The sequence below is a fragment of the Bradyrhizobium sp. LB11.1 genome (genome assembly GCF_040549385.1).
Lineage (GTDB): Bacteria > Pseudomonadota > Alphaproteobacteria > Rhizobiales > Xanthobacteraceae > Bradyrhizobium.
The window spans coordinates 25,395-44,022 of record NZ_JBEPTH010000015.1 but is presented as its reverse complement, the minus strand read 5'-3'; the positions used below and the strand labels follow the sequence as shown (position 1 = coordinate 44,022).

General features: G+C 61.8%; 20 protein-coding genes. 7 read left to right on the top strand and 13 right to left on the bottom strand.

Annotated elements, in window-relative coordinates; all coding sequences use genetic code 11:
• Complete coding sequence (locus ABIA96_RS29920) at positions 1-1,332, top strand: LLM class flavin-dependent oxidoreductase (RefSeq protein WP_354052475.1); 1,332 nt, start codon at positions 1-3, stop codon at positions 1,330-1,332.
• 502 nt (positions 1,333-1,834) lie between these two features.
• On the opposite strand, the gene ABIA96_RS29915 is transcribed toward ABIA96_RS29920, so the two are convergent.
• Positions 1,835-3,073 (bottom strand): tyrosine-type recombinase/integrase, encoded by a 1,239-nt coding sequence (locus ABIA96_RS29915; RefSeq protein ID WP_354052476.1) that lies wholly within the window; start codon positions 3,071-3,073, stop codon positions 1,835-1,837.
• Between the two features lie 248 nt (positions 3,074-3,321).
• Between ABIA96_RS29915 and ABIA96_RS29910 the strand changes: the two genes are divergently transcribed.
• Complete coding sequence (locus tag ABIA96_RS29910) at positions 3,322-3,456, top strand: hypothetical protein (RefSeq protein WP_354140626.1); 135 nt, start codon at positions 3,322-3,324, stop codon at positions 3,454-3,456.
• A 27-nt stretch (positions 3,457-3,483) separates the two neighbouring features.
• Here ABIA96_RS29910 and fdxA read toward each other — a convergent pair whose 3' ends face one another.
• Both fdxA and ABIA96_RS29900 read right to left on the bottom strand, forming a co-directional pair.
• Complete coding sequence (gene fdxA, locus ABIA96_RS29905) at positions 3,484-3,822, bottom strand: ferredoxin FdxA (protein ID WP_354140625.1); 339 nt, start codon at positions 3,820-3,822, stop codon at positions 3,484-3,486.
• Positions 3,819-4,232 (bottom strand): group III truncated hemoglobin, encoded by a 414-nt coding sequence (locus ABIA96_RS29900; protein ID WP_354140624.1) that lies wholly within the window; start codon positions 4,230-4,232, stop codon positions 3,819-3,821. Before ABIA96_RS29900 ends, fdxA begins: the two co-directional genes overlap by 4 nt.
• A 284-nt stretch (positions 4,233-4,516) precedes the next feature.
• Here ABIA96_RS29900 and ABIA96_RS29895 point away from each other — a divergent pair, with 284 nt between their 5' ends.
• A complete protein-coding gene (locus ABIA96_RS29895) occupies positions 4,517-4,969 on the top strand; it encodes an Rrf2 family transcriptional regulator (RefSeq protein ID WP_354140623.1) in 453 nt (150 codons plus the stop codon).
• A gap of 208 nt (positions 4,970-5,177) precedes the next feature.
• Here the strand turns inward: ABIA96_RS29895 and ABIA96_RS29890 are convergent, their stop codons facing one another.
• Positions 5,178-5,582 (bottom strand): nuclear transport factor 2 family protein, encoded by a 405-nt coding sequence (locus ABIA96_RS29890; protein WP_354140622.1) that lies wholly within the window; start codon positions 5,580-5,582, stop codon positions 5,178-5,180.
• Positions 5,583-5,710: 128 nt separating this feature from the next.
• Here ABIA96_RS29890 and ABIA96_RS29885 point away from each other — a divergent pair, with 128 nt between their 5' ends.
• Entirely contained in the window at positions 5,711-6,118 is a 408-nt protein-coding gene (locus ABIA96_RS29885) for a glyoxalase superfamily protein (protein WP_354140621.1), read from the top strand.
• 449 nt (positions 6,119-6,567) lie between these two features.
• Here the strand turns inward: ABIA96_RS29885 and ABIA96_RS29880 are convergent, their stop codons facing one another.
• The gene (locus tag ABIA96_RS29880) at positions 6,568-7,512 is read right to left on the bottom strand and encodes an AEC family transporter (protein ID WP_354140620.1); all 945 of its coding nucleotides are present in this window, start codon (positions 7,510-7,512) and stop codon (positions 6,568-6,570) included.
• A gap of 330 nt (positions 7,513-7,842) precedes the next feature.
• Here ABIA96_RS29880 and ABIA96_RS29875 point away from each other — a divergent pair, with 330 nt between their 5' ends.
• On the top strand, positions 7,843-8,184 hold the full coding sequence (locus ABIA96_RS29875; RefSeq protein WP_354140619.1) for a hypothetical protein: 342 nt from the start codon (positions 7,843-7,845) through the stop codon (positions 8,182-8,184).
• Between the two features lie 378 nt (positions 8,185-8,562).
• The gene (locus ABIA96_RS29870; RefSeq protein ID WP_094972989.1) at positions 8,563-9,240 is read left to right on the top strand and encodes an AAA family ATPase; all 678 of its coding nucleotides are present in this window, start codon (positions 8,563-8,565) and stop codon (positions 9,238-9,240) included.
• 78 nt (positions 9,241-9,318) lie between these two features.
• On the opposite strand, the gene ABIA96_RS29865 is transcribed toward ABIA96_RS29870, so the two are convergent.
• The 5 genes from ABIA96_RS29865 to trxB form a co-directional block, all read right to left on the bottom strand.
• A complete protein-coding gene (locus ABIA96_RS29865; RefSeq protein ID WP_354140618.1) occupies positions 9,319-9,465 on the bottom strand; it encodes a hypothetical protein in 147 nt (48 codons plus the stop codon).
• Positions 9,466-9,596: 131 nt separating this feature from the next.
• Complete coding sequence (locus tag ABIA96_RS29860; RefSeq protein ID WP_354140617.1) at positions 9,597-9,743, bottom strand: hypothetical protein; 147 nt, start codon at positions 9,741-9,743, stop codon at positions 9,597-9,599.
• A gap of 169 nt (positions 9,744-9,912) precedes the next feature.
• On the bottom strand, positions 9,913-10,821 hold the full coding sequence (locus tag ABIA96_RS29855; RefSeq protein ID WP_354140616.1) for a 4-hydroxy-tetrahydrodipicolinate synthase family protein: 909 nt from the start codon (positions 10,819-10,821) through the stop codon (positions 9,913-9,915).
• Positions 10,822-11,269: 448 nt separating this feature from the next.
• Positions 11,270-12,193, bottom strand: coding sequence for a LysR family transcriptional regulator (locus ABIA96_RS29850; RefSeq protein ID WP_187436649.1), 924 nt, complete (start codon positions 12,191-12,193; stop codon positions 11,270-11,272).
• A gap of 5 nt (positions 12,194-12,198) precedes the next feature.
• Complete coding sequence (gene trxB, locus ABIA96_RS29845) at positions 12,199-13,164, bottom strand: thioredoxin-disulfide reductase (protein ID WP_354140615.1); 966 nt, start codon at positions 13,162-13,164, stop codon at positions 12,199-12,201.
• 266 nt (positions 13,165-13,430) lie between these two features.
• On the opposite strand from trxB, the gene ABIA96_RS29840 reads away from it, so the two are divergent.
• Entirely contained in the window at positions 13,431-13,910 is a 480-nt protein-coding gene (locus ABIA96_RS29840) for an Lrp/AsnC family transcriptional regulator (protein ID WP_247439793.1), read from the top strand.
• A 4-nt stretch (positions 13,911-13,914) separates the two neighbouring features.
• Here ABIA96_RS29840 and ABIA96_RS29835 read toward each other — a convergent pair whose 3' ends face one another.
• From ABIA96_RS29835 to carB, 3 genes are all read right to left on the bottom strand, one after another.
• Entirely contained in the window at positions 13,915-14,313 is a 399-nt protein-coding gene (locus ABIA96_RS29835) for a DoxX family protein (RefSeq protein WP_354140614.1), read from the bottom strand.
• Positions 14,314-14,447: 134 nt separating this feature from the next.
• Positions 14,448-14,921, bottom strand: coding sequence for a transcription elongation factor GreA (gene greA, locus ABIA96_RS29830; protein ID WP_354140613.1), 474 nt, complete (start codon positions 14,919-14,921; stop codon positions 14,448-14,450).
• A 223-nt stretch (positions 14,922-15,144) separates the two neighbouring features.
• Positions 15,145-18,609 (bottom strand): carbamoyl-phosphate synthase large subunit, encoded by a 3,465-nt coding sequence (gene carB, locus ABIA96_RS29825; protein WP_354140612.1) that lies wholly within the window; start codon positions 18,607-18,609, stop codon positions 15,145-15,147.
• Between the last annotated feature and the right edge of the window lie 19 nt (positions 18,610-18,628).

The window sequence follows — 18,628 nt, the reverse complement described above, 5'->3', positions numbered from 1 at the left end:
ATGCCTGACAAGAAACTGCACCTTGCTGCGTTTGTCTCCGCGGGTCCCGTCTCCGGCAGCCACGCCGGATGGCGGCATCCCGAGGCGGACGGCGACTTGCTATCCGCCGCCTACTACCAGAATATCGGCCGGCTGCTGGAGCAGGGGCGGTTCGATCTTCTTTTCATCGCGGACATCCTTGCAATCCCGGACACACTGGGCGGCAGCCTGGACAGCCAGCTCCGCTACGGCGCGCTGGGCGCGCTACGGCTCGATCCGCTGGTGGTGCTCTCGATCATCGCGGGCGCGACCAAGCATCTCGGTCTTGGCGCGACCATTTCGACAACCTACGCCCAGCCCTATGTGCTGGCGCGGGCGCTCGCAACGCTCGATCATCTCAGCGGCGGTCGCGCCGCCTGGAACATCGTCACCTCGTTTCAGGAGGCGGAGGCCCGCAATTTCGGCCTGACCGAGCAGCTCTCGCGCGAGGGGCGCTACGAGCGCGCCGACGAATTTCTCGAGGTCGTGACCAAGCTGTGGAATTCGTGGGAGGATGGTGCGCTGGTCCGTGATCGCCAGACGCCGCTGTTCGCCGATCCTGCCCGGGTGCACCGGATCGACCATTCCGGCAAATGGTTCAACGTGCAAGGCCCGCTCAATGTCAGCCGGTCGCCGCAGGGGCGCCCGGTCTTCATCCAGGCCGGGGCTTCCCATCGCGGCCGTGACTTCGCCGCGCGATGGGCCGAGATCATCTTCGTGACCCCGGGCCTGATCGACGTCGCCGTCGAGTTCCGCAAAGACCTGCGCGCCCGCGCGGTCCGTTTCGGCCGTGACCCGGACACGATCAAGGTGCTACCCGGCATCGTCCCTGTCATTGCCGACACGGACAAGCAGGCGAAGGCGCTGCATGACGAGCTCCACGAATTATCTCATCCCGAGTCCGGTCTCTCGACATTGTCCTATCATCTTGGCGTCGACCTCTCGCGCTTCCCACAGGATCAGGTCCTGCCTGAGAACCTCGACGTTCCCGGCGTCGAAGGGCACTACCGCGAGGTCTCCGAATTGACGCGTCGCTCGGGCTTAAGCATCGCCGAGCTGGGGCAGCGTTACGGTGCGGGGAGAACCACCAGCGGATTTGCCGGCACGCCTGGTTCGGTGGCCGATCGCATGCAGGAGTGGTTCGAGGCGGACGCATGCGACGGCTTCATGTTGCAGGTCCCATATCTTCCAGGTGGTTTGGAGGAGTTGGTCCACGGCCTCGTGCCGGAGCTGCAGCGCCGCAGCCTGTTCCGAAGCGAGTACGACGGTTCGACCCTGCGTGACTTGTTGGGATTGCCGCGCCCGGCGAGCTGAGGTCGCTTTTGGCCACCATCACCGTGCGACGAATGCACATTTTCGGTGGGTCAAGCCCAGGCGCGTGACCGCCAAGTCGTACTCAACTTAATTAGCCGCTTTATCAAGGCGCTTGCATGCATGTTAGCGCGGGCCATGCCTAAGCGAATCTGAAGGGCAGCTGCGTTGCTCAATCGATCGCTAAGCTGCCCCATTCTCATTTCGGAAAGAGTAGCCATAATGCCCTTACTTGAAACTTCGAGATCACCGATTTTGGTACAGCATCCCAAGCGCATTGGCGTGAACGGTGAAGGTCCTCCGTCTCATCTGCCACGCGAATCGCCTGTATCCCTTTGATCCTCAGCAGAATGTTGCTACATGCGGATCGATCGGGCGGGCGCTTCGTCAGCAGTGCGATCATGAGCTGTCTTTGACGCCGTGCTTGTTCTATTTCGCGAGGAAGCCCAATCTGGCGTGGTGCGAGTACTGCTTGGAAAACGCTACCTGCAACAGAATGTCCTCTTTATGGCGGTGTTGCGATGGTGAGAGGCCGCAACGTCCGAGCTAGATGTTCAGCCCAGCTTTCCAGTGCATATCGCATTTCGGCTCGATAACGAGCCCGATTATAAATTCCCGCTACGCCCGCCCGGTGGCCGCTTACGTGGTTCAAGATCGCTTCTACGACATGCGGAAGGACGCCCAACCGATCCGCCATTACGGTTGCAGCCGTCCGACGAAGATCATGCAGGGTCCAATTGGGTAGGGGCTTAGCATGTTCGTCAACCATCTTCCGCGCGGCAAGAATGCGCGTATCAAGCGCGGCCTTCGATTTGGACCAGCCAGAGAACCCACGATGTTTATCGCCCTTTCGGCGAGGACCATCGCCAAAGACGCAGTCGCGATCATCCTGCCGGGGCGGTAACAGGGCCAAGGCGGCTGGGACGAGCGGCAGCTCGTGCTCACGATGATTTTTGGACCTAGCGCTAGGCAGGACCCAGCGCTCGGCCGAGGTATCTAGCTCCGGCCATTGCATTCCACCGACTTCATCGCGCCGCTGAGCCGTGAGGAGCAGCAAGCGCACTATACGCCCATAGTCGTCATCTCTGCAGGCCTGCCAAATCGCCGCTAGCTCTGCGTCGGATAGCACTCGGTTTCGGGATTTCGGCTGTTCGGGACGGTTGGTGCCGAGCACCGGATTTCCAGGAATATCGAGCCCCTCTCGAATAGCCCAATTGAACAGTGTGGACAGGGCCGTCCGAGCACGGGCGGCGGAGACCGCCCCTCGTTGCGCTGCAATCTCCGCGACTCGCGCTGCAACATGACGGCGAGTGATCTTGAATACCGATACTGAGTGCAAGGGCTTCCACGCGATCAACAAGTAGCGTTCGATCTCGGAATACGTCCGGGGCCGTTGCTTCTTCTTGGCAATGCCGAGGTATTCGCCAGTGATCTTGCGGAGTGTGTCCGCTGCTTGGAGGCTCGCTTCCGCTTTGGTGTCAGCCGGGTCTTTCCCCTCCGCGACCATTCCCAGCAATCGCTTGGCTTCCCGGCGCGCCTTCTCTGGCGTCCAGGGTGACCCGTGCGGGCCGATCGTGAAGAACCGTTGGCGGCCGAACAACCGGTACTTGAGGACGTAGGTTGCTCGATCGCGCTGACGCCGCACGCCAAAGCCTCGCACCGCCTCCTTGTGCCCTGCATCCCAGATGGCTTCGCCCTGGGCAAGGCCCTGTACAGCCCTGATCGTAATACTTGCCGATGCCATGCGCGCATTGTTCGTGTTTCTAGCTACCACATAGCTACCACGGTAGCACAAAACGGGGCGAACGACAGCGCAGCTTTAGCGAGCTCTGCAACTGAAATTACTAGATAACTAAAAATTCCGCGTGGAGGGGCGCAAATGCGGAGGCTACAGTTTTCTGTCTGTGGAACAGGAGGTCGGTGGTTCGAGCCCACCCAACTGTACCAGCGATTTCAATAAGCCAGATGTGACGCAACACCGAGCGAGCAAACTTGGAGAAGAAGTCCTCGATCAGGCGGGTGACATCAAAACACGAACTGAAGCAGCGCATCGTAGCCGGCATCGACGACGTGAACCGCCATCAGGTCATCCATACTTGGTCCTATCAACTCGGCGAGGCCGCCTGATATGATTCGAACCAAGGAAACGCTCGTCTAGTCGCCTTGGCCGGGATTTGGCGAGAAATACTGATCCAGCTTGCCGGCTACGCCATCGAAGGCCTTTGCGTCCGCCGGCTCCGGGCGCTTGATCGTGATATTTGGCCAGACCGGGGCATATTCAGCATTCAACTTGAGCCAGCTTTCGAGACCCGGCTCGGTGTCGGGAAAGATGGCCTTGGCCGGGCACTCCGGTTCGCAAACACCGCAATCGATGCATTCATCGGGATTGATCACGAGCATGTTTTCGCCCTCGTAGAAGCAGTCGACCGGGCAAACCTCGACGCAATCCATATATTTGCATTTGATACAGTTGTCGGTGACGACAAAGGTCATGGCGCTTGCTCCGGCGGCCATGGACGGCCTGGCCGATAAAACAGCGCAAGCTTCAGACTCTCGGCGATGCGCTCGGCTTTGGAACGAAACTCCTCGCTGACGGCATCTTCAAACAGTTCACGGCAGGTCTCGTCGAACAGCGCCAGCCAGCGTTCAAACAGCGGAGGCTGAATACCTGGAATGACGAGGTGCTTGACGACGGGATTGCCCTTGTAGCGCCCGGTGGTGAGCATGACGGAGGACCAGAAGGCGTACATCTTGGTCAGATGCGGTTGCCAGTCACCGGGGATGGCGCGCTCAAAAATTGGTGCGAGTTCGGGATCGAGGCGAACCTTGGCGTAGAAGGCATCGACGAGTTGGCGAATGCCGTACTCGGAGACATGTTTGAATTTCGCCGCGGAGGAGTTCATGTCGCGAGCACCACAACGAGAACGCCGAGGACAGTCCAGAAGAGGGAATTGAAGAGCATGCGGACCAGATCTCGGTGCCTGGCGAGACCCAGAGCCCTGCAGGCGAGGTTTCCGGGCAGCAGAAATGGCCACGCCACGACGTCGCTGATCGGAACGGTCCTTTTCATCGGGGTTATTCCTTCTATAAGACGTACTTTAGATACTGCTTATAATCCCGCTCTTGCGGCAAAGCAATATCAATGATACATCTTTTTGATCGTGGTTCGCGGAGGAGAAGGAAGCGCGTGCGCCTGACCGTCTATACCGACTACGCCCTGCGGGTGCTGATGTATCTTGCTCTTGAGGAAGATCGGCTGGCGACGATCACGGAGATTGCCGACAGCTTTGGTGTCTCCAGGAACCATTTGATGAAAGTGGCCCACCAATTGGGCGTCGCGGGCTATATCGAGACCGTCCGCGGCAGAGGTGGTGGGCTACGCCTGGCCAAGCCGATGAAGGCAATCGGTCTTGGCGAGGTGGTGCGCTATACCGAGCCGGATATGGCGATCGTGGCGTGCCTCAAGCCTCTCGATGCTCCCTGCGTCATTCGCCCGTGCTGCGTTTTGAGGCGAGCGTTGGAGAAGGCACGCGCGGCATTCACCGATGTCCTCGACGGCTACACCCTGGAAGATCTTGTCCAGCCGCGCGTGCGGCTCGCTAGCCTGCTGGGTATTTCGGAGAGCAAAGCCCTGGGGTAATTGTCGTATTGCCCTCCTGTTGTCCGCGATGCAGGCTCCGTGCAGGAATTGCGGTGACAGTGCACTAAACCCCCACGACCAAGACGCCAGCGACTTCAATTTTGTGCACTGTCAGCGTAACTCCCCGCTGTCACTGTAATTATCGTGTCTCACTTAAGGGATGCAGTCCAGTCGTGTCACCGTAATCCCGATCCAGTCTCATCGCGCGTCAGGAGATGATGGCCTTGATTTGCGCAGTGTCCGCGAACTCAATCAGCTCGATGATTTTGCCATCCTGAAATTTGAAGAGGTCCAGGACTTCGGTGCTGAAAACTTTCCCGCTTGGATGGTATCGGATGACGACGCGGGATCGTATTGCAGCATGATTCCCCTCAATCAGCTCAGTCAGGATCTCGCGCTTTTCGAAGTCGAAATGCTCGATGAACTGACCGAAGGCCACAAGCAGTGGCGGGTGCCCCTGCACACTTCCGGTCAGGTGCAGCGCGCTTTTGTCGCCCACCAGGTTGAACAGGCCCTCGGGATGAAAAGTTGCCACCAGGCCCGCTGCGTCACCATCACCACGCGCGGCGTAAGCGCGCTTGATGACGTCGAGCATTTCCTCGCGATGTCCCATATCCGCCTCCTCCGATGGGTATCATCGTAGATTATGGGTATCATCGTAGATTAGCTACCGTTGCGTGCAACGGCAAAATCATAACAGGGGCTCACCGCGCCATCACCACCATCAAACGGAGAGGCATCATGGCGGATACCATCCAATTCCAGCAGGTCATCCCGATCCTGCGGATCTTCGACGTTTCGAAAGCTGACGAGTTCTACCTCGGCTTCTTGGGCTTTTGCGTTGATTGGGACCATCGGTTCGACGACAACGCTCCGCTGTACCGGCAGATTTCCCGAAACGGGCTTGTCCTGCATCTGAGTGAACATCACGGCGATGGCTCGCCGGGCGTGCAACTGCGGGTCATGATGCAGGGTGTTCGTGAGTTCAATCGCGAGATCAACGCGAAGGGTTACCGCTACATGCGCCCGGGCCTGGAGACGACCGAGTGGGGGACGATCGAATCCGGCGTCATCGATCCCTTTGGAAACATGATCCGCTTCTGCGAGCGGATCGAACGGGAGGACAAGTCAATCGTCTCCACGACGTAGAATGACGATGACGGCACGCTGGCGGGGCTGGAGCATGATCCGGAAAAGTGCGAAGCGGCTTTCCGGAAAGATCATGCGCAAACAACCACCTAAAGCGCGATGACGATTCATCCAAATCTCATCGCGCTTTAGCACTCCCGGCGCTCTAATCCGCAATTGGATCGGCGGCCGGGAGTATTGGGGGGCTGGAACGCGAGCCGTGCCATGTTCGCTCTCCAGGTGCAATCCTCGGAACGACGGAATCCGGTAGTTGTACGGAGTCCATTTTCGGAACGGGGTGTTCTACTGTGTGAACACCGGCGAGATTTAAGTACAGGCCAATTTTTAGTTGTCGGGATGGGCCGCAGTGGGGCTGGAACCGCACTGCGGCTTTTCCGTTCGAGCCACGATCCCTCCTCAGCTCGCGCCGGCCCCAATGTGGCTCTTTGCCCTGGCGTATGTAGCGGTCTCTACCTGACCCCCGCCACCACCATGACCACCACCGGCAGCGTCACCGCCGCCAGCAGCGTCCCCAGCGCGACCGCGCCGGACACCGGGTTCACCAGCCGCTGATACTGGACCGCGAAGATGTACGCGTTCGCGCCGGTCGGCATCGCCGCGAACAGCACGACGACGCCGGCTGCGACTGGCGGCAGGCCCAGCAGCTTCGCCAGCACGAACGCCACCGCCGGCATCGCCAGCAGCTTGAGCGCGCTCATCACGACGACGCTCAGCATCTCGCCCTTCACCTCGAACCGAAACAGGGTGATGCCGAGCGCGATCAGCGCGGCCGGCGATCCCGCCTGCGCGAGCAGTTCGATGGTCCGGTCGACGACGGGATTGAGGCCGAGACCGGTCAAGCGCCAGACCACGCCGAAGCCGATGCCGAGCATCAGCGGATTGCGCGCGAGATCCGCGAGCACGGGCCGGATGACCGAAAGCACCGAGCCCGTCCGCTTGCGGCTGACGAGCTCCATCTGCAAAATGCCGCAGAGCCAGAGCAGCGGCGTGTTCACCGACAGGATCAGCGACATCGGGCCCGCGGCCTCGTTGCCGAGCGCCGAGAGCACGAGGGGAATGCCGAGCATCACGATGTTGCCGTAGACCGAGCCGATCGCGAACACGACGCCGTCCTCGCGATCCTCGCGCCGTTCGCGCAAGACCACCGAGATCATCAGCGCCGCGATCCAGGCGAGGGCGAGCGCGCCGTAATAGGCGCCCCACATCCGCCACGGGCTGACATCGGGGAATTCCGACACGACGATGGTGCGAAACAGCAGCGCGGGGATCGCGATGCTGAAGGCGAATTCGGAGATGCCCTTGTGCGCGCCCGCGGAGACGAAGCGAAACAGCACCGCCGCATAGCCGGCCGCGATCAGTGCAAACACCGGCGCGACGATCAACACGGTGGCCATGCGGTCCTCCCCTCACGGGGAGATCAGGCCCACCACCCCACGCGCTTCTCGATCGTGCCATCATGCCGGTGTTTTGCCCGACGTGTCAAACAGAATTCGTAAAATCCGCAAATTTGGCGCGACCCCGTGGAATCCGCAAACGCCGCCGTGACCTGGCTACTGTGCATGGGGTTGTTTTCGTGTTTTGGCTTGGCGGCCGTACCGCTGCTCCGGGGCCGAACCTGCCTGTTGCCGAGACCGCACAGCCCCCCGTATTCGCCTCGGCCCTCGTTGCCAACGAACGCCCGTTCACCCACACTCCTGCTCCGACTCGACACTTTGGGGGGATCGATGCTGGCGTTTCGCTTTGGAAAGTTCATGGCCGCTGCGACCTTCGGGGTTGCGCTCGCCGTTCTGGTCCAGCCGGGCACAGGCTTCGCCTACACGCCGGAGCAGCAGCAGGCCTGCACGCCGGATGCGATGAACCTGTGCGGCGAGTTCGTCCCGAACGTCGATGCCATCACCGCCTGCATGATCCGCAAGAAATCGCAGCTCTCGCCGCAATGCGCGGCATTCTTCCGCCGCGGGCCGGAGCCGGACGCGGTCCGCGCCGGTGCCCCCACCAACATCAAGCCGATCGTGGCGAAGAAATCCAAGTCGAAGCCCAGGAAGAAAAAGATGGACGACGGCTAGCCGTCGCGTTCCCTCGCGGCAAAATGACTCAGGGGGGCAACAGCCACGCGATAGCCTCCGGACTCGTTTTGTTCGCATATCTCGCGCGTGAGCCTGCAGCAATTGCAGTCGCGCCCGATGGGCCAAACCCGGGCGAGCCTTGCGCGGCGAGGTTGTAGTCCGACTTTTTCCCGCGTGATTGCCTGGAAAACGCACGATTGCCCGTGCGAACGGCGATTCATGACGGTCCGTGTCCGTCGTCGCACGCAGCAGTGTGACTCAAAAGCCAACACCTCTTGTTATTTCGTGGCTCTGACGCAACTCCTGATAAATTTTTCTTTCCCGAATCAGCGCGGTGATTCATTTTCGCCGTCTGGGGTCAATCTGGAGGCCAGAGGTATGAACGTTATTGTTTTTGCATCGCGTAAAGGCGGCTCGGGCAAGAGTACCCTGGCCGCACATCTCGCTGCGCAGATCAAGGCGAGCAAGCAGGTGATGCTTGTCGACGCGGATCCGCAAGGCTCGCTCACGCTGTGGCACAAGCTGCGTGGCACCAACGAGCCGCCGATCAAGTCGGCGGTGAACTCGGTCAGCGGCATCGTCTCCGCTGCCAAGCGCGACGGTTATGAATGGGTGTTGATCGACACGCCGCCGAACCTCTCGGCCGTCGTCGACGACGCGATCAAGAACGCCACCATGGTGGTGATCCCCGCGCGTCCCGGCGTGTTCGACGTCAACGCGGTGCAGGAAACCATTCAGATGTGCCGCGCGGCGCGCAAGCCCTACGCGGTCGTGCTCAACGGTGCGCCGGCGCGCCGTGACGAGTCCGAAAGCCCGATCGTCACCATCGCCCGCGAGGCGCTGGCAAAGTTCCGCGCTCCGGTGTGGGGCGGTCAGATCACCAATCGTTCCGATTTGTTGATGGCACTCAGCCACGGCGAAGGCGCGCGTGAGTATCAGGCCGAGAGCCGTGCAGCTCAGGAAATTGCAAGGCTGTGGGCGGCGATCGAGCGTTCAGTGAAAGCTATTCGCGGCACGGCGTCGGCTTCCGGCGCAATGCACAAGCAGGCGGCATAATTTCATCAATCATTTCCCCGGACAAAAAGCGCGCGGTGTCCCGCGCGTTTTGCGTTTCTGAGCCCGGTAGAAAATGAACTAAGCCACCATCAACATGTAGAACACGATGAGCGGCGACAGCGTCAGGATCACCGACCAGATGCCGACGGCCCAGATGATGTCTTCGGTGGAAAAGCCCTGCTGTCCGGCGTCGTAATGCGACGCCGCATCATTCTGATTGTTCAAGATCGCCCCCGCGATTTCTTCGCTTATGGGGAAACGATACGCGGGGTGTTTTAAAATTCCGGCTTGCGGTGGCGCTCGCATTTTGAGCGCATTTGTGACTTCGGCTTAACCATGCAAGCGATCTCTCCTCGTCAGGCGAGCCAGACGCGAAACAGCAGCACCGGCATCAGGCCGAGGATCACCGCCCAGAAGCCGAACGACGACACCACCAGGATTCCCTGCAAAAGATCGGCAGGCGCGAACATTTCAGCCGCCGTCGGACGGACCCGTTGCCCCATGGTCATTCCCCCTGTTTGAAGACTTTGCAGCGGGACGATAGGCGCGTTGCGTAAACGAGGCGTGGATGCGCCATGCGGCGGATGCGAAGTCCATTCGCGTCCGGTTAACCACGGCCACGCTCTTCCCCTCCCTCTCCCCGTTCTGACGGGGAGAGGCGAGGGGAAGACCTTACGCCGCGACTTTCACGCGCCGCTCGATCTCGCGATCGAGTGTGGCTGCAAGCTCGCTGCTCACTTCCACCATCGGCAGGCGCACTTCGGGGCTGTCGATCAGGCCGGTCCGCCAAAGCCAGTACTTCGCCGGCGCCGGGCTCGGTTCAGTGAACAACAGCCGCGTCAGCTCCGCGACCTCATGCCAGCGTGCCTCTGCTGCATCCTGGTTGCCGCTCTTCAGCTCGGCATGGACGGCGGCAAAGGTCGCGGTCTCGAGATGGGCTGACAGCAAAATGCCGCCATCGGCGCCGTCGCTGAGCGCCTCGAAATAGTTGGCATCCTCGCCGGTCAGCACGCGAAAACTCTTCGGCCGGTCCCGCAGCAATGCGAACGACTGCTCGCGGCTCGCGCCGCAATCCTTCAGGCCGATGATGTTGGGATGCTCGGCGAGCCGCAGCAGGGTCTGGTTGGTGATGCCGACGGCGCAGCGATAGGGAATGTTGTAGAGCGCGAGCGGCCAGGCGGCGTGATCGGCCAGCGCCTCGAAATGCGCAAGGATGCCGCGCTGCGACGGCCGCACGTAATAGGGGGGCGCAATCAGGTAGAAGTCGATCGGCCAGTCCGCGGTCTCATCGAGCCGTTCCTTCAGCCGCGAGGTATCCGCGCCTGATAGCCCGAGTCCAATCGGCACGCTGCGGCGGCCGGCGGCCATCTCGTTGCGCACGATGGCGACGAGCCGTTCGAGCTCAATGTCGCGCAGCGTCATGCCTTCGCCGGAAGTCGCCCCCAGGATGAAGCCGTCGATCGCCTGTGCGCAGTAGTGCCGCGTCAACCGCCGCAGCGATGTCTCGTCGAGACGACCATCGCGAAACGGCGTCACCAGCGGCAGCCAGAGCCCATGCATGTGGGATTGCAAATCAGTCATGTTTTTATCTCCTTCTCGGAAAAAACCTGAGACGGAGGGCACATGAAAAAACCCCGTCCAGGCGGCGGGGTTTTCGGGATTTGGCAGCGATGACGAAGTCAGCCTAGCGCGCGCAAGATTCCGAGGTCCCCGGATGGGGGCCTTTTTTCGAAACGATTGCGCACGACTTCGTGATCATTTGGAAATGATGCGGGGTATGCCCAAAACTGTCAATACACGCGGAAGGTGAAAGCCAAACTGGACAGAAAAAAAGCCGGACCCAGAGGGCCCGGCTTAAGGTATTGGCCACGTGAGGCCGACACAATCACCTTCCAAGAGGGATTACTGAACTCCCGCGCCACTGGAGGAGGGGGACAAATGCGCAACGCGAAGGCTCAGCGTGCAAGCAGTATGGGCTTGACGAGCGGCCTGCAGCAACAGCCGAGGCCGCATGTCAGTCATGCGGAAATCAGGACGGCCAGCGCTGTGCCTTGCTCACCACGAAGTCGCGGAACACTTGCACGCGCGCGACCGTCTTCAGCTCCTCGGGATAAACAAAGTACGTATCGAGCTGGATCGAGTCCGATTCGCCGAACAGTTGTACGAGGCGACTCTGTTCTTCGATCAAATAGTCCGGCAGCGCCGCGATGCCGAGGCCCTGCTGACAGGCGCGCACGAGGCCAAGGATGTTGTTGACCTTGAAATAGGCTTCGCGCGGACCCGAGCCGTTGCGGCCGGCTTCGATCAGCCAGTTGCGGTTCTGCAGGTGCGGCGCGAAGTTGCCGTCGGACAGCGTGATGATGCGGTGGGAGTCGAGCTCCTCCAGCGTCCGCGGCGTGCCGAAGCGCTTGATGTAGTCCGGCGAGCAATAGGCGTGGAAGCCCATCGCGAACAGCTTGCGTTGGATGAGATCCGGCTGCGTCGGCTTGCGGGTGCGGATCGCAACGTCGGCCTCGCGCATCGAAAGATCCAGCTCCTCGTCTGTGACGATCAGCGAGATCCGGATCTCCGGATAGAGCGCGGTGAATTCGCCGAGCCGAGGGATCAGCCAGTTGATGCCGACGCCCGGGGTGGTGGTGATCTTGAGATCGCCGCTTGGCCGCTCGCGGCTGTCGGTCAGTTTCGCGCGCGCCGCCTGCAGCTGCATGAACACGTCATGCGCGGTGCGGAACAGTAGGTCGCCCTGCTCGGTGAGGATCAGGCCGCGGGCGTGGCGGTGGAACAGCGAGACCGAGAGCTCCTGCTCCAGTGCCGAGACCTGGCGTGACACCGCCGATTGCGACAGGCCGAGCTGCTCGCCCGCATGCGTGAAGCTGCCCGCTTCCGCCGCCGCGTGAAACACCTTCAGCTTATCCCAATCCATATCCGTAAATCCGTCGCGTGTTCGAGGCATGATCGTTATTCCGCTGCCGCGCGCTCGCTGGCGCGCAGGGCCAAAAATCGTTCGGCCTCGAGGGCTGCCATGCAACCGAGGCCGGCGGCCGTCACGGCCTGGCGATAGGTTTCGTCGGCGACGTCGCCGGCGGCGAACAGGCCGGGCACGGAGGTCGCGGTCGAGTTCGCTGCGACCTCGACATAGCCCGACGGTTTCAGTTTGATCTGGTCTTTCACGAGCTCCGTCGCCGGCGCGTGGCCGATGGCGACGAAGACGCCGTCGGTCTTCAAATCCGTCAGCGCGCCGGTCCTGACGTTCTTCAGGCGCACATGGGTGACCTTGTTCGGGTTCTCGTTGCCGCAGATTTCGTCGACGGCGGCGTCCCAAATCACCTTGATCTTCGGGTGCCTGAACAGGCGCTCCTGCAGGATGCGCTCGGCGCGGAAGTGATCGCGACGATGCACGATGGTGACCTGCGAGGCATGGTTGGTGAGGTACAGGGCTTCCTCGACCGCTGTATTGCCGCCGCCGACCACCACGACGTCCTTGTTGCGGTAGAAGAACCCATCGCAGGTGGCGCAGGCAGATACGCCGCCGCCCTGGAATTTCGCCTCGGAGGGCAGTCCGAGCCAGCGCGCCTGCGCGCCTGTGGCGAGGATCACGGCTTCGGCGAGATACACGTCGCCGGAGTCGCAGGTGAGGCGGAACGGCCGATGCCCGGTCTCCAGCTTGGTGACCAGGTCGGTGACGATCTTGGTGCCGACATGGACCGCCTGCTTCTCCATCTGTTCCATCAGCCAGGGGCCCTGGATCACGTCGGCGAAGCCCGGATAGTTCTCGACGTCGGTGGTGATGGTGAGCTGGCCGCCTGCCTGCATGCCCTGGATCAGGATCGGCTCAAGCATCGCACGCGCGGCGTAGATCGCCGCGGTGTAGCCGGCGGGGCCGGAGCCAATGATGACGACCTTTGCATGAACAGGAGCGGACATTTCGATGGACGCCTTTCACGGGGGATTTGCAGCGCGGGCGCGGAAGTTGCCGGGAGGCCTCGCGGAGGCGCTGAAATATCAGAGCTAATCTAAGCCTTCTGGTGAGCTATGCAAGAATTGCATTCCCTCTCGGCGGATTTTTCCAACAAGGAACAAAAGTCGATTGCGCTGCACGCGCAATAAAATTGCTCATTTGGCTCAGACTGGCTATGAGGATTGCCGCAAACCCACCCAATACCGCCGCTAAGGCCAGGAGTTCCAATTACGTGTCGCGGAACCTAGACGAGATCGACTTCAAAATTCTCGCCGAGATCCAGGCGGACGGCCGAATCACCAATGTCGAGCTCGCAAAACGGGTCGGTATTTCGCCCCCGCCATGCCTGCGCCGGGTCCGGGCGCTGGAGGAGGAGGGGTACATCCACGGTTACCGCGGGCTCCTGGATGCGCGAAAGCTCGGCTTCGACGTCACGGTGTTCGCCGCAGTGCACCTCTCCAGCCAGGCCGAAGCGGATTTGCGCGCCTTCGAGGAGTTCGTCCGCGCCGAGCCGCTGGTGCGGGAGTGCTGGATGTTGTCCGGCGAGGTCGATTTCATCCTGAAATGCGTCGCGCCCGACATGGCGACCTTCCAGGATTTTGTCACCCACCTGACCGCCGCCCCACATGTGCGCAACGTGCGGACGTCGCTGGTGCTGCATAACTCGAAATACGAAGCAGCCGTGCCGCTCGACGTGAAGGGACGGCGGTAACGAGTCAGGTCCGGCGCATCGCGTCCACGCTGAACGGGCCGCCGCCGGCAGCGGCGAGGAAGAGGCAGGCGAAGCACAGCACGATCGCCAGTGCGCCGTCGTTGACGACGGGAAAGAAGCTGTGCGGCAGGTGTTCGATGAAATAGGCGAAGGCCATCTCACCCGAGAGGATGAAGGCTGCCAGCCGCGTGAAGAGGCCGATCATCAGCAGGCCGCCGAGCACGAATTCGAACATGCCGGCCACGCCCCACAGCGACAACGGCGTGACCTCGGAAAACATCTCGACCGGCGGAAACTTGAACAGCTTGGCCACGCCGTAGTGAAAGAACAGTAGCCCGGTGATGAAGCGGAAGAGGCTGAGCAGATAAGGCTGGCTTTGCGCGGCAATGCGATCGATGTCCATCGTGTCCTCCCTTGCTCGGACGGAGGCGCCGAGCATGACGGAGGACGGTGCAGTTCACAATCGCGCGCTGGACACATCGCGAAACAGAAAAGCCGCGCAGAGCGCGGCTTTTCAGGCAGCTTTTGCGGAGTGGATTACCGCCACTCCACCTTGGTGATCTCATACGCCTTGGCGCCTCCGGGCGCGTTGACCTCGACGGTCGAACCCTTCTTTTTGCCGATCAGCGCGCGCGCGAGCGGCGAGGTGATGGAGATGCGGCCCTTCTTGGCGTCGGCCTCGACCTCGCCGACGAGCTGCCACACCGTCTTCTTCTCGGTGTCCTCGTCGACCAGTGTCACGGTCGCGCCGAACTTGATGGTATCGCCGGAGAGCTTGGAAATGTCGATGATGTCGGCGCGCGCGAGCTTGTCTTCGAGCTCGGCGATGCGGCCTTCATTGTGGGACTGCTCTTCCTTCGCGGCATGGTACTCCGCGTTCTCGGACAGATCGCCGTGCGAGCGTGCCTCCGCGATATGCTCGATGATCCGCGGACGGTCCTCGGACTGGCGCTTCTTCAATTCTTCCCCGAGCGCGGCAAAGCCGCTCGCTGTCATCGGAACCTTTTCCATCTCTTCTCTCGTCCTTCAGTCGCGCGCCCGACAAAAGCAGAGGGCGCGGCGACCTTGATTCGTCAGTGCTTCCGGGGCTGAATATAACGCCACCGAAACGTTATGTGGGCTTGGCGCCGGAACAGAACAACCACATGGCCGGACAGTTCCTCCGGTCATTGTGGCTTCATCGCCAGTCACTTAGCGGAGGCTTAACCGCTCAAGGCTTGGCCTTCGCTAGCGATCAGGTTTCCGAAAAGTAGCTCTGCAGGGTCCGAACCTCAAGGTCCCCGCCCAGATAGGCGCGGATGCCCTGCGCGGCCGCCACAGCCCCGGAAAGAGTGGTGTAATACGGCACTTTATGCAAGAGGGCCGCGCGCCGCAGCGAACGGCTGTCGGCAAGCGCCTGCGGGCCCTCGGTGGTGTTGAAGACCAGTTGGACGTCGCCATTGGTGATGGCGTCGACGATATGTGGCCGCCCCTCAAGCACCTTGTTCACCTTCTCGGTCGGGATGCCTTCGTCGGTCAGGAAGCGCGCCGTGCCGGAGGTCGCCAGCACCTTGAAGCCGAGCGAATGCAATTCGCGCACCGCCTCGGCGATGCGCGTCTTGTCGCTCTCGCGCACCGACACGAACACCGTGCCCTTGCGCGGCACCCGCGTGCCGCCGCCGAGCTGGCTTTTGGCGAATGCCACCGCGAAGGAGCGGTCGATGCCCATGACCTCGCCGGTCGAGCGCATCTCCGGACCCAACACGGTGTCGACGCCGGGGAAACGGGCGAACGGAAACACCGATTCCTTCACGCCGACGTGCTTGAAGTCAGCTTTCTTCAGCTTGAAGTCGGCGAGCTTCTCGCCGGCCATGATGCGCGCTGCGATCTTCGCGACCGGCGTGCCGACGACCTTGGCGACGAACGGCACCGTGCGCGAAGCGCGCGGATTGACTTCGAGCACGTAGATCTCGCCGTCCTTGATCGCGTATTGCACGTTCATCAGGCCGACGACGTCGAGGCCGAGCGCGAGTTCTCGTGTCTGCCGCTCCAGCTCCTCGATCATCCTGGCGTCGAGCGAGTGCGGCGGCAGCGAGCAGGCGCTATCGCCGGAATGGATGCCGGCTTCCTCGATGTGCTCCATGATGCCGACGATGAAGGTGTCCTTGCCGTCGCACAGGCAGTCGACGTCGATCTCGGTGGCATCGGACAGATAGCGGTCGAACAGCAGCGGGTTCTTGCCGAGCACGGTGTTGATCTGGCCGGTCTTATCGTTCGGGTAGCGCGCCTTGACGTCGGCCGGCACCAGTTCCGGCAGTGTGCCGAGCAGATAGTCGCCGAGCTGGTTCTCCTCGCGGATGATCTGCATCGCGCGGCCGCCGAGTACATAGGAGGGACGCACCACCAGTGGCAAGCCGAGATCGGTTGCGACCAGTCGCGCCTGCTCGACCGAATAGGCGATGCCGTTCTTCGGCTGCTTCAGCCGCAACTTGTCGAGCACGCGCTTGAAGCGGTCGCGGTCTTCGGCAAGGTCGATGGCATCGGGCGAGGTGCCGAGGATCGGCACTTCGGCGGCTTCCAGCGCACGCGCGAGCTTCAGCGGCGTCTGGCCGCCGAACTGCACGATCACGCCGTGCAGCGTGCCGTTCGTGCGCTCCTTTGCGATAATCTCCAGCACGTCCTCGGCGGTGAGCGGCTCGAAATAAAGCCGGTCGGCGGTGTCGTAGTCGGTCGACACCGTTTCCGGGTTGCAGTTGACCATGATGGATTCGTAGCCGGCGTCATGCAGCGCGAAGCAGGCGTGACAGCAGCAATAGTCGAACTCGATGCCCTGGCCGATCCGGTTCGGGCCGCCGCCGAGGATGATGACCTTCTTCTTGTCCGACGGCGTGCTCTCGTCGGCGACGCTGCCGGCAAATGGCGACTCGTAGGTCGAGTACATGTAGGCAGTGGGCGAAGCGAATTCGGCCGCGCAGGTATCGATGCGCTTGTAGACGGGCCGAACGCCGAGCGCGTGGCGCTTGGTCGTGACCTCGGCCTCAGTCGTCTCGGCGAGCACCGCAAGACGCGCGTCCGAAAAACCCATGGCCTTGAGGGAGCGCATGCCGAAGGCATTGCCGGGCAGGCCGTGCTTTCTGACCTTCTGTTCCATATCGACGATGCCGCGCATCTCACCGAGGAACCACGGATCGATCTTGCAGGAGTTGAAGATCTCCTCGTTCGACCAGCCGAGCCGCATCGCCTGGGCGACTTGAAGAATGCGGTTCGGCGTCGGCGTGCCGAGCGCGGCGCGGATCGCGTTTTTGTCGTCGTCGCGGCCCAAGCCCTCGATCTCGATTTCGTCGAGGCCGGTCAGCCCGGTCTCGAGCCCGCGCAGCGCCTTCTGAAGGCTTTCCTGGAAAGTGCGGCCGATCGCCATGACCTCGCCGACCGATTTCATCGACGTGGTGAGCGTGGTGGAGGCACCGGGGAATTTCTCGAAGGCGAAACGCGGGATCTTGGTCACCACGTAATCGATCGTCGGCTCGAACGAAGCCGGCGTCGCGCCGCCGGTGATGTCGTTGGCGATCTCGTCGAGTGTGTAGCCGATTGCGAGCTTGGCCGCGACTTTTGCGATCGGGAAGCCGGTGGCCTTCGAGGCCAGGGCCGACGAACGCGACACGCGCGGATTCATCTCGATCACGACCATGCGGCCGTCTTCCGGATTGACGCCGAACTGCACGTTGGAGCCGCCGGTCTCCACCCCGATCTCGCGCAGCACCGCCAGCGAGGCGTCGCGCATGATCTGGTATTCCTTGTCCGTCAGCGTCAGCGCCGGAGCGACCGTGATGGAGTCGCCGGTGTGCACGCCCATCGGATCGAAATTCTCGATCGAGCAGACGATGATGCAATTATCCTTCTTGTCGCGCACTACCTCCATCTCGAACTCTTTCCAGCCGAGGACGGATTCCTCGATCAGGACTTCGTTGGTGGGGGACGCGTCAAGGCCGCGCTCGATGATGTCGAGGAACTCTTCCTTGTTGTAGGCGATGCCGCCACCGGTGCCGCCCATGGTGAAGGAGGGACGGATGATCGCGGGCAGGCCGATCTCGGACAGCGCCATCAGCGCCTGGCCGAGCGCATATTCCTGATAGCGCTTGCGGCGGTCGCTTTCGCCGAGTGTCCATTGCCGCTCGAGTTCTTCAAGCGCTGCGCCCGATGCCTTCGCGCGCTCGGCGTGGTATTTGTCGCGGAAGGATTTCTTCAACTCGGACGCATTGGCAAGACGCGACTTCGGCGTCTCGAGCCCGATCTTGGTCATGGCCTCGCGGAAGAGCTGGCGATCCTCGGCCTTGTCGATGGCATCGGCCGTCGCGCCGATCATCTCGACGTCGAACTTGTCCAGCGTGCCCTGCCGGCGCAGCGACAGCGCGCAGTTCAGCGCGGTCTGGCCGCCCATGGTCGGCAGTAGCGCGAAACCGCCGGGAACGACGTGACGCTCCCTCTCGATGATTTTTGCGACGATCTCGGGCGTGATCGGCTCGATATAGGTCGCATCGGCCAATTCCGGATCGGTCATGATCGTGGCCGGATTGGAATTGACGAGGACGATGCGATAGCCCTCTTCCTTCAAGGTCTTCACGGCCTGCGTGCCCGAATAGTCGAACTCGCAGGCCTGGCCGATCACGATGGGACCGGCGCCGATGATCAGGATGGTCGAGATGTCGGTACGTTTGGGCATCACCGCTCGCGGGCTGGAA